The 16239-nt window shown below is 69.9% G+C and carries 12 protein-coding genes; 3 read left to right on the top strand and 9 right to left on the bottom strand.

What is annotated here, in order from left to right; genetic code table 11:
* Positions 1-56: 56 nt before the first annotated feature.
* Together ACWGI6_RS06615 and ACWGI6_RS06610 are read right to left on the bottom strand one after the other, a co-directional pair.
* On the bottom strand, positions 57-725 hold the full coding sequence (locus tag ACWGI6_RS06615) for an AAA family ATPase (RefSeq protein ID WP_453266509.1): 669 nt from the start codon (positions 723-725) through the stop codon (positions 57-59).
* A 414-nt stretch (positions 726-1139) separates the two neighbouring features.
* Positions 1140-2366, bottom strand: a complete 1227-nt coding sequence (locus ACWGI6_RS06610) for an AI-2E family transporter (RefSeq protein ID WP_453266462.1) — start codon at positions 2364-2366, stop codon at positions 1140-1142.
* A gap of 468 nt (positions 2367-2834) precedes the next feature.
* Between ACWGI6_RS06610 and ACWGI6_RS06605 the strand changes: the two genes are divergently transcribed.
* Both ACWGI6_RS06605 and ACWGI6_RS06600 read left to right on the top strand, forming a co-directional pair.
* The gene (locus tag ACWGI6_RS06605; RefSeq protein WP_453266461.1) at positions 2835-3194 is read left to right on the top strand and encodes a YciI family protein; all 360 of its coding nucleotides are present in this window, start codon (positions 2835-2837) and stop codon (positions 3192-3194) included.
* An 8-nt stretch (positions 3195-3202) separates the two neighbouring features.
* Complete coding sequence (locus ACWGI6_RS06600) at positions 3203-4441, top strand: RNA polymerase sigma factor (protein WP_453266460.1); 1239 nt, start codon at positions 3203-3205, stop codon at positions 4439-4441.
* A gap of 146 nt (positions 4442-4587) precedes the next feature.
* Here ACWGI6_RS06600 and ACWGI6_RS06595 read toward each other — a convergent pair whose 3' ends face one another.
* The 3 genes from ACWGI6_RS06595 to ACWGI6_RS06585 all read right to left on the bottom strand — a co-directional run bounded on the left by ACWGI6_RS06595 (position 4588) and on the right by ACWGI6_RS06585 (position 8271).
* Positions 4588-5289 (bottom strand): hypothetical protein, encoded by a 702-nt coding sequence (locus ACWGI6_RS06595; RefSeq protein ID WP_393905181.1) that lies wholly within the window; start codon positions 5287-5289, stop codon positions 4588-4590.
* Positions 5290-5589: 300 nt separating this feature from the next.
* A complete protein-coding gene (locus ACWGI6_RS06590; protein WP_453266459.1) occupies positions 5590-7524 on the bottom strand; it encodes an ATP-binding SpoIIE family protein phosphatase in 1935 nt (644 codons plus the stop codon).
* Between the two features lie 48 nt (positions 7525-7572).
* Positions 7573-8271 (bottom strand): class I SAM-dependent DNA methyltransferase, encoded by a 699-nt coding sequence (locus ACWGI6_RS06585; RefSeq protein ID WP_453266458.1) that lies wholly within the window; start codon positions 8269-8271, stop codon positions 7573-7575.
* Positions 8272-8823: 552 nt separating this feature from the next.
* Here ACWGI6_RS06585 and ACWGI6_RS06580 point away from each other — a divergent pair.
* Entirely contained in the window at positions 8824-10029 is a 1206-nt protein-coding gene (locus ACWGI6_RS06580; RefSeq protein ID WP_453266457.1) for a cytochrome P450 family protein, read from the top strand.
* Between the two features lie 134 nt (positions 10030-10163).
* Here ACWGI6_RS06580 and ACWGI6_RS06575 read toward each other — a convergent pair whose 3' ends face one another.
* The 4 genes from ACWGI6_RS06575 to ACWGI6_RS06560 all read right to left on the bottom strand — a co-directional run bounded on the left by ACWGI6_RS06575 (position 10164) and on the right by ACWGI6_RS06560 (position 16227).
* Complete coding sequence (locus ACWGI6_RS06575) at positions 10164-11861, bottom strand: ABC transporter family substrate-binding protein (protein WP_453266456.1); 1698 nt, start codon at positions 11859-11861, stop codon at positions 10164-10166.
* A gap of 62 nt (positions 11862-11923) precedes the next feature.
* Positions 11924-14059: an ABC transporter ATP-binding protein gene (locus ACWGI6_RS06570; RefSeq protein ID WP_453266455.1), complete on the bottom strand. Its 2136-nt coding sequence runs from the start codon at positions 14057-14059 to the stop codon at positions 11924-11926.
* 67 nt (positions 14060-14126) lie between these two features.
* The gene (locus tag ACWGI6_RS06565; protein WP_453266454.1) at positions 14127-15194 is read right to left on the bottom strand and encodes an ABC transporter permease; all 1068 of its coding nucleotides are present in this window, start codon (positions 15192-15194) and stop codon (positions 14127-14129) included.
* Between the two features lie 52 nt (positions 15195-15246).
* Entirely contained in the window at positions 15247-16227 is a 981-nt protein-coding gene (locus ACWGI6_RS06560) for an ABC transporter permease (RefSeq protein ID WP_393905174.1), read from the bottom strand.
* Positions 16228-16239: the final 12 nt, after the last annotated feature.

Below are 16239 nucleotides of genomic sequence, written 5' to 3'. Positions count from 1 at the left end.
CAGGGCGCAGAAGAGCGACCTTGCTGTGCTCAAGACGCGTGAGGGAAGGGGCGGGCTCAAGCAGGCTTGGCTGATGTTCCGCCATCCGTCAGGGGCGGACGGAACCGGGCCGGTGCGGGGACGAACTCCACCGCCGTCACGTGCTCTCGTGAACTGCGGTCCAGCAAGACCACCGATATCGCTTCCCGCACCGGGTCAGCGGCCGGGGTAGCCGGTTGTGCGGACTGCTTCGGGAGCCTGACGGTATGCGTGGAAGCAGTGTCAGTGTCGTCTGCGGCAGCCCGTGGGCCGCCCGGCTGTGCCGCACCGGGTCCGGACAACGCACCGAGCAACCGGTCGAGGCCTCTGCGATGTCGGACGAAGGCGCGCCGCGGGGCCCATCTGCCCCGCGCTTTCTGGCCCGACAACGCCTCGGCCACCCCTACGTCCAGCAGTACCAGGTGCAGTTCACGTCCCTGACGTCCGGCGCTTCTGGCCAGCCACCGGCGCATCCACGGCCGGCCACCGCAATCGTGGACCAGCAACGGCTCCCCGTCGCGTACCGCCGTACGCAACCACCGGAAGTACTTCCACCGCGCCCAAGGCCGGTACACCGCGTACGGCAACCGGGCGGGCATCGCCGCCTCACAGGCGACATGAACGATGCGCGGGTCAACAACGGAGGCCGCCGTGGACCAACGCCGCAGCAAGGTGCTCTTACCGCTCCCCGGCAATCCGGAGACCACCACCACCGCTCCGGCGGGATACGACAACACAGCCGGAACATCCCCCGGGCCCCGCAGATCCACCAGTCCGTGCGGCCGCAACCCCCACCCCTCATGTGCAGCAACGGACTTCTCCGTTGCACCCGACCAGACCGACTTACCCACTACCCGTCCTTTGACCGCACTGAATTCCCCCACCGCCGCAACGTGCGATCTTCACACAGTGCACCAGGACTTCAAAGCCGGGACGGTTCGTAGCAGTTGCTGCTTGACCGCTGTGCCGGGCGCCCGTCCGTGCCCGGCGCCCCCTTGCCGGCCCAGCGAGCCGACTCGTGGGGTGTCGTGCTTGTGGTGCTGCGCCTGGGGCTGTCGTGCTGCGGGTCGTCGTGACGGGGCGGCAGGACTGCTGTCGTCGAGAGTCGAGAGGGGACTCGTTCAGCGCCCCGGGGAGGTTGAGGGCGGGGCCGGAGTCGGGTTGGCGCGCAGTACGCCGTACACGGACCAGGCCACGGAGACCAGTGGTACGGCGACGACCGCGCCGGGCACGCCCGCCGTGACGCTGCCGCAGATGACCGCGAGCGCCACCACCACCGGATGCAGACGGACGGCCCGGCTCATCACGAGGGGGTGCAGCACATGGCCTTCGATCTGGCCGATGGCCACGATCAGCAGCACGACGACCGCGGCCACCAGCGGCCCCTTCGCGGCCAGTGCCACCACGGCGGCCACGGCCAGCGCCACGGGCGAACCCACCAACGGGATGAATGCGGCGAAGAACTCCAGCACGGCCAGTGGAACGGCGAGGGGTACCCCCAGGACGAAGAGCCCTACTCCGACCAGAACCGCGTTGATCGCGGCAACCACCACGATCCCGCGGGTGTAGCCGGTGAAGGTCACCCATGCGGCACGCCCCGCGAGACGTAGCGGATGGCGCCCGCGACCCGGCAGCTGACCGCCGAACCAATTCCACATCCGGTCGCCCGAATGCAGGAAGAAAACCGAACAGAACAGTGCCAGCACCCCCACCGTCAGCACTTCCAACAGCTGGCCCACGCCGCTCAGGGCGGTGTTGATCAGACTCGCACGATGGCTCGACACGAACCGCGACACCCGCGCCTGCAGGTCCGAGAGCGTCCCCGCACGCAGACGGAACGGTGGGCCCTGGAGCCAGCGCTCGATCCTGGCCACACCGCCGACGAACTCCCGGCGCAGCCCTTCCCACTCACCGGCGACATTCGCCCCGATCAGGCTCAGGACACCGAAGAGCAGCACGATGCCGATCAGCAGACCGGCCGCGACCGCCACAGACCGCGGCATCCAGCGGTTCAGCAGGCCGACCAACGGCCCCAGAAGGGCCGTCAGCACCAAGGCCAGGAACACCGCCAGCATCACCAGCTGGAACCGCCCCAGCGCGGCAAAGATCGCGTAGACGGCCGCACCCACAATGATCAGACGCCATCCGTACGCCGCCGCCACCCGCAGCGACGGAGAGACCTCGACGGCTTCCCCCGGTCGGCAATCCGGCGTGCCCCCCACCGGCCGGCGCAGGCCTACGGCTCGCGCCCCGCGGGCCGGACGCTGCATGCTGTTCCTGCGCCGCCGCGCCTCGACCCCGTGGGCGGCGAGGGAACGGCCACGCTCCCTGCCGGATCGGTTCCGCACTTGGCCGCCACCACCTCCCACCCCTCCCGTGCCCAGGGCCGGAAGAGGGACGCCTGCCGCGCGAGGGACGGGCTCCCGGCCTTCGCGCATACCCCAACGTGGTATCACCTCGAAGGGGCCTTCGAACGTGTACGGGCCCGCATTCCCCCAAAGGCACGCGGCAAGGGAAGGGCTGCGGGCGGCTGATACCGCGGACACGGGTGCTCCGCCTGCACACCCCCTACGACGCCGAGGGATGTGTGACGTACGAGCCGAGGCATGTGTTGGCCCTGGTCAGGCCGTCCGCTCCGGGGTTCGGGCCGAGGCCTCAAGCTGGGAGGGGAGGTCGCCTCCTCCCCCGCTGTCGGAGCGGTCGCAGAAAACTTGCCGGCCGGTCGTGGCCCGGTGTCGATCCGGGGCGAGGTCATTCGTATAGAGGGTGAGACGTCGGCGAAGCGCCGGCGGAACGCCCGGCCAAGGAGGCACACCATGACGCACTACCTGCTCAGCATCTACCAGCCCGACGGGGACGGGACCCCGCCGCCGCCGGAATTCCTGGAGCCGATCATGCGGGACGTCGAGGCCCTGAATGCCGAGCTCAGAGCGGCCGGTGCCTGGGTGTTCGCCGGGGGCCTGCATGCGCCGAGCACGTCCACCGTGGTGCGGCTCAAGGACAACGAGATGCTCACGACCGACGGGCCGTACATCGAGGGCAAGGAGCACCTCGGTGGCTTCACCGTCATCCAGGCGCCCGACCTCGACGCCGCGCTCGCGTGGGGCCGCAAGCTCGCCCGCGCCACCACGCTTCCCATCGAGGTCAGGCCGTTTCAGCACGAGTCCTGTGGGTGACGTCCCGCATGCCGAAGGCGACCGCATCCGACATCTCCGGTGTGTTCCGCGAGGAGTACGGGCGTGCGGTCGCCGTCCTGGTCCGCGTCTTCGGCGACATCGACGTCGCCGAGGAAGCGGTCCAGGACGCGTTCACCACGGCGGCTGAGCGGTGGCCGTCCGCCGGGCTGCCCCCGAGCCCGGCCGGATGGATCATCACCACCGCCCGCAATCGGGCGGTCGACCGCCTCCGCCGGGAGGCGTCCCGTGAGGACCGGCAGGCCCAGGCCGCACTGCTGCACGCCGGGGACGCACCGGCCGAGGAGGGACCCGTGCGCGACGACCGGCTACGCCTGATCTTCACCTGCTGCCACCCCGCGCTCGCCCCCGCAGCCCAGGTCGCCCTGACACTCCGGCTCCTCGGCGGGCTCACCACCGCGGAGATCGCCCATGCCTTCCTGGTCGCCGAGCCGACCATGGCGCAGCGGATCGTCCGGGCCAAGGGCAAGATCCGCGACGCACAGATCCCGTATCGGATCCCTACCGACGCCGACCTCCCCGACCGTCTCCGGGCCGTGCTGGCCGTCGTCTACCTCATCTTCAACGAGGGCTACACGGCCAGCTCGGGTGAGGCGCTGGTCCGCGACGACCTCTGCCGGGAGGCGATCCGCCTCGGACGGCTGCTCGCCGAGCTCATGCCCGACGAGCCCGAGGCCGTGGGGCTGCTCGCCCTCATGCTGCTGACCGCATCGCGCCGCGCCGCCCGCACCGGCCCGGACGGCAACCTCGTGCTGCTGGCCGACCAGGACCGCAGTCGCTGGGACCGCGGTCTCATCGCCGAAGGCCACGCCCTCGTCCGGCGGTGCCTGCGCCGCAATCAGCCGGGCCCGTACCAGATCCAGGCGGCGATCAATGCCGTTCACAGCGACGCCCCGACCGCGGCGGCCACCGACTGGCGGCAGATCCTGCAGCTGTACGACCAGTTGCTCTCCCTCGACCCGAGCCCCGTCGTGGCCCTCAACCGCGCGGTCGCGGTGGCCGAGGTCGAGGGGCCGGAGGAGGCACTCACCCTCGTCGACGGCCTCGAATTCGACCGGTACCACGTGTTCCACGCCATCCGTGCCGACCTGCTCCGTCGCCTCGACCGCCACGCGGAGGCTGCCGTGGCGTACGAGAAGGCGCTCGCCCGCACCGAGAACGCGGCCGAGCGCGACTTCCTGCAGCGCAGTCGTCACGCGCTCCCCCGGCATGGCCGAGACGGGCGGTGAACGAAGCAGCCCGGCTGCACAGCCAGGCCCGGGGCAACCCGACAGCGCACCGGGTCCTGCGCCGACCGGACTGACTTCGGCGGCGGTGACCACATGGTGCCGCAGGCAGAAGAGCCGCTGGGCGGCGTAGAGGTGAGGCGTGGCCGCTACGCCGATGCGGCGGCGAGTGACGGGAGGGAGGTGGGCGGCGCGGGGGTGGTGGCGTCCAGCTGAATCTGGCATTCGTCCGCATCGTGGTGGGCGAGAACGGCGCTGAGGGCCTCGTCTGCCTGACCGTGCGGCTGGGTGTCCGGCAGAACGGTGATCGAAAGATGTCGCAGGAGTTCGGTATGTGCCGCCAGGACCTGACGGGTGCGGGTATCGGTGTGGTCGGTGAGCAGGAGGCGGGCCGCGGTGTTGGCGGCGCGCAGCCGGGGCTGCTGGATGCGGCGATGGGTGCGGGGAAGGGCGCGCCAGGCGGTGTTGGCCACGGTCACCAGCCGCCAGATCTCGTTGTCGGCGGGCTCGGTGTCGTAGAACCGCAGGCCGTAGCGGTTCACCAGCCAGTAGGAGGCGGCCAGGATGAGAGCGGTGGCGGCGTCGAAGGCCAGCCAGAGCCCCACCAGAGGGGGCCGGCCGCAGGCCGCTCGAACCGCCAGGGCTGCCGCGGCTCCGCCGGCTCCGAACAGCAGCGCCGCGGCGAGCAGCAGGAGGAGGGCGGCCGGAAGGGCGCCGATCCCGTTGTCGCTGTCAAGGCGCGCCATGCCCTTCCAATGGGGCGCCAGATAGCGGGCGTAGTAGGCCGGTTTGGGGGCGGGCTCGATCAGGGCGATGCGTCCGGCCCAGCTGACGCTCTTCGGTCTGTTCATACTCTTGGTGGCCGAGACAGGGCTGCTACAGGGAATCACGTGAGCGACAACGAGCCGTGAGGGAAAACGCGACAGGCGGGGCGGAGGTTTAGACGGCAGATTCCTCCCACCGGCCGGGCGCGCGACGCATCGGGCGGAATGCGCCGGTGGTACAGCCGGCCGATCATCTGACACATCATCACCGCGCAACGCGCTCCGGGCGGGCTCCCGTTTCCCGCCGGGCGCCCCGCCCCGCTCCCCCTTCTCAGGGCCGCTGCCCCGGTGCAGGCGCCTCTCGCGTTCGTGACTCGCGGACGGGAGCTACGGCGCGTCGCGTTCCTGCTGGCGGTACTCCTCGGGGATCGGCTGCTCGAACCAGACGACCTTGCCCGTGCTCAGCCGTGTCGCTCCCCAGCGCTGGGCGAGCCGGTCGACCAGGAACAGGCCACGTCCGCCCTCGTCACCCGCCTGAGCGCGCCGCATCCGGGGCACCTGCGGTGAATCGTCGCCCACCTCGCAGCGGAGCACATCGGTGCGGAGCAGCCGCAGGGCGATCGGCCGGGAGGCGTAGCGCACCGCGTTCGTCACCACCTCACTGACCAGGAGCTCGGTCGTTTCGAGCATCGGGTCCAGGCCCCAGCGGTGCAGCGCTCTGCGGGTGAGTTTCCGGGCCCGGCCGGCCGTTTGGGGCTGGGGGTTGAGGAACCAGTACGCGACATTGAGCGACGGAAAACCGTCGAACCGGGCGGCGAGCAAGGCGACGTCGTCGTCCCGGGCGTCCTGGTCCAGGATGGTCAGCACCGCGTCGCAGAGCATTTCCAGCGGCGGGGAGGTGACCGCGGCGGCCGCGGCTTGCAGGCGGGCGCACAGCAGCTCCACTCCTGTCCAGACATCCCTGGTACGGGACTCGACGAGGCCGTCGGTGTACAGGAGCAGGGTCGCTCCCCTGGGCGCGGGCATTTCCACGGATTCGAAGGGGACGCCGCCCACGCCGATCGGCGCGCCGGGCGGGACCTGAAGCACTTCCCCCGACCCGTCCGGGTGCAGCAGTACCGGGGGCAGATGGCCCGCGTCGGCCATCAGCAGCCGCTGCGATATGGGGTCGTAGATGGCGTAGAGGCAGGTCGCCATGTGCTCGCTGCCGAGGCGCTGCGCCTGCTCGTCGAGGTGGTGCAGGACCTCTTCCGGCGGCAGGTCGAGCCCGGCGAGGGTCTGCACGGTGGTGCGCAGCTGGCCCATGATCGCGGCAGAGGTCATGGAGTGGCCCATGACGTCGCCGACCACCAGCGCGACGCGGTTGCCGGGCAGCGGGATCGCGTCGTACCAGTCGCCGCCCACCTGGGAGGTCTCGGCGGCCGGCAGGTACCGGCTCGCCAGCCGGACGCCGGTGGTCTCGGGGAGCGACGAGGGCAGCATCGTGAGCTGCAGGGCGTCGGCGAGCGAGGCTTCGTGCCCGTAGAGCATCGCTTTGTCGACGCCGAAGGCGGCGTGGGTGGCGAGCTGGGAGGCGACGAGGAGGTCGTCCGCCGTGAAGGCGAGCCGGTCGGCGCCACGCAGCAGGGCGACGGTTCCCATGACGTGGTGACGGCCGTACAGCGGGGCGATGATCAGCCGTCGGCCCGGTGAGGGTGTCGCCGGCATGCCCGCCACCGGCTCCAGCAGCTCGGTCATCGCGGGCGCGATCTCCGGGGCGTCGCCGAACACGGGCCGCCCGGCCAGCAGAAGCTCGGCGAACCGGCCGGTGACCGGCAGATGCACGAAGGCGGCGGCGCCTGGAGGCACGGCGGTGACCGAACCCTCCGGCCCCTGAGCGATGCTGTGCAGTCGCAGGACGAGAGGGTCGGCCGGTGGTCTCTCCCCGGTCGGCAGTGGATCACGCAGATGAACGAGAATCGCGTCGGCGAATGAGGGGATCACCGCCCGGCGCAGTTCCCGCAGGGTTTCGTCCAGGTCCATTCCCCGGGCGATCCGCCGGGTCGCGGCTTCGAGGTACCGAAGCCGGTCGGTCGGTGTCTCGGGGGCACGCTCCGCCTCGTCCCGGGCATCCTCCGCGGGGCGCTCGCCGCGGCCCGGAAGGATCAGGCCCTCCGGGGGCACGCCGTCGGAACGACCGCTTCCAGGTGACGGCGGTCGGGACCGCGTGGTGGCGCCCGGGTCCACGGGTGCGGCACTCACTGTCAGGTCGTGGGGAGCAGGACGGCCCCCGGACCCGGTGGGGAGCCTGCCGGGGCCTTGGCCTGGGGTGCGGGGCTCCATCACTCGTCTCGTCCGTCCGGTGGGTGCCAGGGACCGTGCGGGGCGGCCTCAGTCGCGTCGCGCACAGTTGAGAAACAGCTGTTCCTCGGGCGGCACGTCCGAGATCGCGGGGGCGTAGGTGTACGAGGTCTCCTCGACGATCTCGAAGTCCGCCTCCTCGATGACCTTGCGCAGGTCGTCGCGCAGGTAGCCGGACACCCGGATGGTGTCGCCGAGGAAGGGGATCGTGAAGTAGTCCACGTCGGCCTCCACCATCGAGAGGGTGAACAGGCCATCGGGGACCAGCAGGTCGTGGATCGTCCGTAGCGCACCGGGGATCTCGGTACGCGGCAGCATCAGCAGGGAGAAGAAGGCCGCGACCGCATCGAAGCGACCCAGGTCGTGCGAGCCGTCGGGCCCCAGGTCGGCGATGTCCAGCCGGTGGAACGTTGCACCGGGCACATACTCCCGGGCGAGATCCACCATCCCGCGGGACAGGTCGACGCCGAGGACCTCGAACCCCGCGTCCACCAGCTGCCGGGCGGTCGGCAGGCCGGTTCCGCAGCCCAGGTCGAGCACGCGGGAGCCGGCGGGCAGCGTCCTGATCAGCCACTCGGCGGCGGCGAGCTGCCCATTCTTGTACGGGAACGCCTCGTCATAGCGATCGCCGATCGCGTCGAAGGCCTCGGCCTGCCCCTCGCGGTCGGGCCGTGTGTCAGGGCCGGCCTCATCGCTCTCGTGACCGGTCTCCAGGAATCCTTCGCTCACGAATTACGCCTCTTCACGTGCGTCTATTCGATTACTTCCATCATGCACCCCTCCCGTCCGCCGTCGCCCCTCGCACGGCGGGCCGCCACGGTCCGTACGGAGCGCACACCGTGGCCAGGGCTGTCCGCTCGCCCGGCAGCCCGACCGTCGCGGGGGCGTCCGGGGGCGGTGCGCGCGGCGGCCGGACGCCCGCTCCGAGCGCGCCGCCGCCGGCCTCGCCGACACCTCATGGAACGTGCCGTCGGAACGTACGGACGTACGGACGCCGGGGCCTTGGCTCCGGAGAGGCAGAGCGAGGACGTCACGGGCCGGCATCCGGCCGTCCGGGACCGGATTCCGGTCGGACCGACGACGGCCCGTCGTCGAGGGCTTCGCCGCCTGCGCCCGCGGCCAACGCCCTGCCGCGTGCCCGTGGCGTGGCCACACCGTCGCCGAACGGCCCCTCGATCGTGTGCAGTTGAGCGCGGGCGGACGGTTTGCGGGGCCGCCGCCACGGATAGTCCCCCCGTACCCAGCCATACCGCGGCAAAGGCCACGGGGAAAGGAGGCCAGATGGCAACGGAACCGGTGGGGACCCTTGATCTGGCGGCGATGGGGGAGGATTTCGTCCGCGATCCGTACGAGGTGTATGCGCGGCTGCGCGAGCGAGGCCCGGTGCATCGCGTACGGCTTCCGGAGGGCACGGTCGTCTGGCTGGTCGTCGGCTATGCAGAGGTGCGCGCGACCCTCAGCGATCCCCGCCTGTCGAAGGAGTGGCGGCACGCCTCGTCCGCGCAGCGCCTGCAGCCGGTGTCCATCGGCGTGTCGATGCTCCGTTCCAACGCCCCGCAGCACACCCGCATCCGCGGACTGGTCGCACGGGCCTTCACCGCGCGTCGGATGGCGTCCCTCGCGCCACGCATCCAAGAGATGACCGACGAGCTCCTGGCGGCGATGCTCGCCGAACCCGAAGGCCGCGGAGACCTCGTCGAGGTACTGTCCTTCCCGCTCCCGATCACCGTCATCTGTGAGCTCCTGGGTGTGCCCTTCCTGGAGCGGGACATCTTCCGTACCTGGACCGACATCTTGATGGTCGGTGCCGCGACGCCGGAGACCAAGGAAGCCCTGACGGCCATGGCCGGCTACCTCGACGACCTGGTGAAGACGAAGCGCGCCCGCCCCGGCGACGATCTGCTCACCGATCTGATCGCGGTGAGCGACGAGGACGGCGACCGGCTCAGCCAGGACGAACTCCTGGGCATGGCCCAGCTGTTGCTGATCGCCGGCTATGAGACCACCGCCAACCTCATCTCCAACGGTGTCCTGGCGCTGCTCACCCATCCCGCTCAACTCGCCGCGCTGCGCGCCGATCTGTCACTGATCGACGGCGCGGTCGAGGAGATGCTGCGTTACGACGGGCCGCTGGAGACGTCCACGTTCCGTTTCACCGTCGAGCCGACCGAGATCGCGGGCACGGTGATCCCCGGCGGCGGCGAAGTGGTGCTCCCCGTGATCGGCGACTCGGGACGCGACCCCGTCCGATTCGACGATCCCGGCCGCTTCGACATCACCCGCGACGCCAGGGGCCATGTGGCCTTCGGCCACGGCATCCACTTCTGCCTGGGTGCCCCGCTCGCCCGGCTGGAGACACGGATCGCGGTGCGTACGCTCCTGGAGCGCTGCCCGAAGCTGGAGCTGGACGCCCACCCGGCCGATCTGTCCTGGCGGTTGGGCGCATTGTTCCGAGGCCCGCGGAGTCTTCCCGTCCGCTGGTCGTGAGGGACCTTTCGGGCAGGCTCCGCTGACCGGACGGCGGCGGAGGCCCATCAACTCCGCCACGTGCGCACGCCGGTGGCCGTATCCGAACGGTCCGGATACGGCCACCGGCGTCAGTGCGCCTGTTGCTCAGCGGGCTACTTGGTGAAGCCGATGCGCTCGTAGACCACGTCGGTCATGCCGAGGGCACCCATGTTGGCGAGGTTCTTCTTGATCGCCGCGATGTCGGGGCGCTGGTAGATCGGCAGGACTCCGGCGAGCTGCCACGCCTCGGCGTCGGCCTGGTTGGTCTGCTTGAGCGCACCGGCCGGGTCGGCGGCGTTGGAGCTGGCGGAGTTGAGGAGGTCGTCCAGCTTCTCGTTGCCGACGTTCGCGTCGTTGTTGCCGCCCTTGGCGCTGTAGACGTTGGTGGAACCGCTCGCGGGGAACGGCGTGCCGAGCAGGGTGTAGGGCGTGATGTCGAAGTCGCCCGGGGTGATGTACTTGTCGAAGAAGTCGTTGTACGGCACCGTCTGGACCTGCAGCTTGACGCCGACCTGCTGGTACATCTGGGTCAGCATCGACCCTTCGTTGGTGGCCGCCGGCATGCTCGCCGGGATGATGAACCGCAGCGACAGCTCCTTTCCGCCCTTCTTGCGGGTCTTGCCGCTGAGCTTCCAGCCGGCCTCGTCGAGCAGCTTTCCGGCCGCCTGGGGGTCGTACTTGCCGAGCTTGCCCGCGTTGTCCTGATAGCCCTTCTGGTTGGCGATCAGGAGGTGGTTGTCCATGGTGGAGGGCTTCCAGCCCAGGCCTTTGAGGTCCGACTTGGCGATCGTCGCGCGGTCGGTGGCCATGAAGAGCGCCTGGCGGACCTTCGGGTCCTTCAGCTTGCCGCTCCCGCCGTTGAAGGTGAGCTGACGGTAGTTGGGACCGCCCGCTTCACGAATCTCACCGGCCGACACCTTGGAGGCCTGCTTGTAGGCGGAGGCGTCGCCGCCCACGTCGAAGTAGTCGACCTCGCCGTTGGCGAAGGCGCCGGGCATCGAGGTGTTGTCCATCGCATGGAAGACGATCTTGTCCAGCTTGGGCTTGTCACCCCACCACTTCGGATCGGCCACCACGGTGACCGTCTTGGCGGACTTGTCGATGCTGCCCAGTTTGAAGGCGTTGCCGGTGACCGGGATCTTGTTGACGTAGGCGGTGTTGAAGGCCTTCGGGTCGGAGACGTACTTCGCCGGGTACAGCGGTTGGTTGGCCGACGCGTTGAACATGCTCTTCCAGTCCGCGAACGGCTTGGCGAAGGTCATGACGGCCTCGTCGTCGTCCTTGCCCTTCTTGACGTCCGCCACCTGGTCGAAGCCGACGGTGGAACCCACCTTGTACGCCTTGTCGTGACCGTCGAGGGCCTTCGTGTTGGCCGCGATGTCCTTCCAGGTGATCGGCGTGCCGTCGGACCACTTGGCCTTGGGGTTCAGATGCCAGGTGACGACCTGCTTGCCCTTGACGGTCGCGGACGAGGCGTCCAGCAGGAACGCCTTGTTGGGGTGCTGCACACCGTGCGCGTCCGAATGCCACAGGCTCGGCATGAGGGACTTCATCACCTCGGTGGGGCCGGCCTGCAGGCCGTCGACCTCCGCGATGTTCCACTGGGTGGCAAAGGTGCTGATGGCCCAGTTCATCGTCCCGCCCTGCTTGAGCTTCGCAGGGTCCGTCGCCTTGATGTTGACGGCGCTCGTCCCCTGCGGAGCCTTCTGCTGCGCGTCGTCGTCACTGTCCGAGCCGCCGCAGGCGGTCAGTGCCAGCGATGACACGGCGAGGGTCGCGACGAGGGCGAGTGGATATCGGGAGACCTTCACGGATGCCTCTTCCTGAGCTGTCGAAAATGTGCCGGCTACGGATGTGCGGAGCGGGCGGGCGGTCAGTGCGCTGTGGGCCGGACGACGTCGAGCGGCGTCGCGTAGTGGCAGGCCGCCTTGTGGTCCGTGCCGAGGACGACCGTGGCGGGGTCCTCGTCCCGGCAGCGCGCCTGCTCGGGGTCACCGAGCCCGGCGTACTTCGGGCAGCGGCCCGCGAACCGGCAGCCGGACGGCACGTCCGCGGGGCTGGGCAGATCGCCGCTGAGCAGGATCCGGGTGCGTTCCCGCTCCTTGCGCGGGTCGGGCAGCGGGACCGCGGACAGCAGCGCCTGGGTGTACGGATGGGAGGGGGCGGCGAAGACGTCGTCGGCCGCGCCGAGTTCCACGATCCGGCCGAGGTACATGACCGCGATGCGGTCGGCGATATGCCGTACGACGGACAGGTCGTGGGCGACGAAGAGGTAGCTGAGCCCGAGGCGGGTCTTCAGCTCGTCGAGGAGGTTGAGGACTCCCGCCTGGATGGACACGTCGAGGGCGGAGACCGGCTCGTCGAGGATGACCAGTTTGGGTTCCAGCGCGAGGGCGCGGGCGATGGAGATGCGCTGGCGCTGGCCGCCGGAGAACTCCTGCGGATAGCGGTCGGCGTGCTCGGCCTCCAGGCCGACCATGTCGAGGAGTTCGGGGACCCGGGCGGCGATGCGTGCCTTGTCCCAGCCGTGTGTCTTGAGCGGTTCGGCGAGGATGTCACCGACCGGCATCCGGGCGTCGAGCGCCGCCATCGGGTCCTGGAAGACGATCTGCATGTCGCGGCGGAGCCCCTTGCGGTCCGCTCGGCTGAGACCGCGGATGTCCTTGCCGAAGACGGTGACGGTGCCGGCCTGGCCGCTGGGCAGGTCGAGGATCTCCAGCAGGGTGGTGGTTTTGCCGCAGCCGGACTCGCCGACCAGGCCCAGCGTCTCGCCCTCGCGGATGTCCAGGCTGATGCCGTCCACGGCCCGTACGGTGCCGACCGTGCGCTTGACGATGGCGCCCTTGGTGAGGGGGAAGTGCTTGACGAGTCCGTCGAGTTCGAGAACCGTGGGGCGCTCCTCGCGCGGCAGCCGCTCGATCGCGCCGGCTTCCGGCAGGACCGGCACCGGATAGACGGCGTCGCGGTCGAGACCCGCACCGATCTCGTGCGCGCGGTGGCAGGCGGTGCGGTGCCGGGACCCTTCGGCGACCGTCAACTCCGGTTCCGCTGTGTGGCACCGGTCGATCGCGATGGGGCAGCGCGGGGCGAAGGGGCAGCCGGGTGCCAGGTCGACCATCTTGGGCGGGTTGCCGTCGATGGGGGTGAGGGCGCGGCGCGCGGTGCTCTCCGCCCGTGCCTCGTCCAGCCGCGGGATCGAGCCGAGCAGGCCGATGGTGTACGGCATCCGCGGCCGGTAGTAGACCTCGTCCACCGGGCCGGCCTCGACCGGCTTGCCCGCGTACATGACCTGCACCCGGTCGGCGAAGCCGGCGATGACACCGAGGTCATGGGTGATCATGACGATGGCGGCGCCGGTGACCTCCTGTGCGGTCTTGAGCACCTCAAGGACCTGGGCCTGGATGGTCACATCGAGGGCGGTGGTGGGCTCGTCGGCGATGATGACCTTGGGGTCGTTGGCGATGGCCATGGCGATCATCGCGCGCTGGCGCATACCGCCGGAGAACTCGTGGGGGAATGCATCCACCCGGCGCCTGGAGTCGGGGATGCCGACCACGTCGAGGAGTTCGACGGCCCGCTTGCGGGCGACCGTCTTGTCCAGCGACTGGTGGACCTGGATGGCCTCGATGATCTGGTCGCCGACGGAGTAGACGGGGGTCAGCGCGGACAGCGGGTCCTGGAAGACCATGCCGACGTCCTTGCCGCGGATCTTCGACAGGGCGGCGTCACCGAGGCCGAGCAGTTCACGCCCGGCGAGCTTGACGGACCCGGCGACCTCGGCGCTCTCGGGAAGCAGCCCGAGCACGGCCATGGCGGAGACGGACTTGCCGGAGCCGGACTCGCCGACGATGCCGAGCACCTCGCCGGGACGCACGGCGTAGGAGACGCCGCGTACGGCCTGCACCTCGCCCGCTTCGCTCGGGAAGGAGACCGTCAGATCGCTGACGTCGAGGACGGGCTGCGCCGCGTCGAGAGCCTCGGTGGGCTGGGACGGCCTGGTCTCGGTCACCGTCGGGGTCCTTCCTGGGGCGCGCGGTGCGCGGGGTGCTGGAGCTGGGGGTGGCGGACGGCGCGGTTCACGAGGCGGCGCCCTGGCTGCCGGCGGGCGTCTCGGGCTCGGTGGGCCGGGTGCCGGCGGCCGTCGCCTGTGCCGGAACCGCGGCCGTGGCCGGTCGCTGCTTCGGCTGCTTCCTCTTGCGGTGCGAACGCGCCTTCGCGCCCGACGCGTTGGGGTCGAGAGCGTCACGCAGCCCATCGCCGACGAAGGAGATGGAGACGCCGATCAGCACCAGGCAGCCGGCCGGGAAGAAGAACAGCCACGGGTAGGTGGAGGCGTTGGTGGTGTTGTCGGCGATGACCGTGCCGAGGGAGACGTCGGGCGCCTGCACGCCGAACCCGAAGTACGACAGGCTGCTTTCGCCGATGACCGCCGCACCGACCTGGATGACGGTGTCGATGATCAGCATCGAGGCCATGCTGGGCAGGATGTGCCGGAAGATGATGACCGGCGCGGGGACGCCCATGTACTTGGCGGCCTTGACGAACTCGCGGTCCTTGAGCGTGAAGGTCATGGAGCGTACGACGCGACCGGTGACCATCCAGCTGAAGGCGCCGAGCAGGACCACGAAGATCAGCCAGGTGGCGCCGCGGAACGCGGGCGACAGGACGGCGATGATCAGGAACGAGGGCATCACCAGCAGCAGGTCGACGATCCACATCAGCACCCGGTCGGTCCAGCCGCCGAAGTACGCGGCGAAGGCACCGACGGTGGCGGCCAGGAAGGTGGAGATGACACCGACCAGAATGCCGATGATCAGCGACTTCTGCAGCCCGCGCATGGTGAGGGAGAAGAGGTCGACGCCGCCCTGTGTGGTGCCCCACCAGTGGTCCCCGGAGGGGCTGGACAGGAAGTTCATGAAGTCGTGTTGCTGGTAGTCCCACTTGGTGAGGAACGGGCCGCCGTAGGCGCCGAGAAACAGCAGCACCAGCAGGAACAGTCCGAACAGTGCCAGTCGGTTCCGGGCGAAGCGCCGGACGGTCAGCCGCAGCCGTGAGGTACGGGCCTTGGCGGGACGGCCTTCGGTTGCACCGGTCGGGACGGGGCCGGGAACCGGTTCGGTGGCGGGGGGCAGCTGGACGCTCATCGCGCGCTCTCCTGAGGGGCGGTGGGGGTGGGGGCCGGTCGGCGGGGGCGGGTCAGCGGACCCGTACGCGCGGATCGAGCGCCGCGTACAGCAGGTCGGACAGCACTCCGGCGATCAGCACCAGTACGGCCGTGAACAGCCCGACGGTGGCGACGGAGTTGACGTCCTGTTTGTTGATCGAGTCGACGAGCAGCTCGCCCATGCCGTGCCAGCCGAAGGTCTTCTCGGTGAAGGTCGCGCCGGTGAAGAGCAGCACGATGTTGTAGACCAGCAGCGGCACGACGGGCAGGATCGCAGTCCGCAGTCCGTGCTTGACCAGGGCCTTTCGTCGGCGCAGTCCCTTGGCGCGGGCGGTGCGCAGGAAGTCGCTGCCGAGGACGTCGAGCATGGTGGAGCGCTGGTAGCGGCTGTAGAGCGCGACCTGAAGGATGATCAGGGTCAGTGCCGGAAGCAGCATGTGCTGGGCGCGGTTGACGAGGGCGTCGAAGTTCCACTGCCCCGCGTACTGCGGGTCGTACTCGCCGAGCACCTTGATGGTCTGTGAGCCGTCGTTGAGCGCGGTGGCGCCGATCTTCAGCGCGACGCCGATCACGAACACCGGCATGGCCAGCACGAAGAACGAGGCGAGGGTGGTGAACCGGTCGAAGAGGCGATACTGGCGAATGGCACCGAAGGCGCCGAGCGCGACACCGCCGACGGACCCGACGAGGGTCGCGATGAGCAGCAGCCGGGTGGAGACACCCACCCGACGGCCGAAGTCGTCGTTGACGTCGTCACCTTCGATGGTTTTGCCCAGGTCACCATGGACGACGCCCTCCGCCCAGTGTCCGAACCGGGACAGGATCGGGGTGTCCGGGTTCATGTTGTAGTCGTCGAGCGTCTTGGTGATGGACGACGCGGGCAGCGGCGGATTGCGACCCTCGAACTTGGCGCGGGGGTTGAGGCTGAGCCCGGCCAGAAAGTAGGTGAGGGACGCGGCGACGACGACCAGGACCAGATAGTTGGCAAGCCTGCGCAGCAAATAGCGGCCCATGGTGATGTCTCT

This window comes from Streptomyces sp. NPDC054786 (assembly GCF_053611685.1).
Note: the sequence above shows the minus strand (reverse complement) of the source record. Positions and strands in the feature narration are given on the sequence as shown.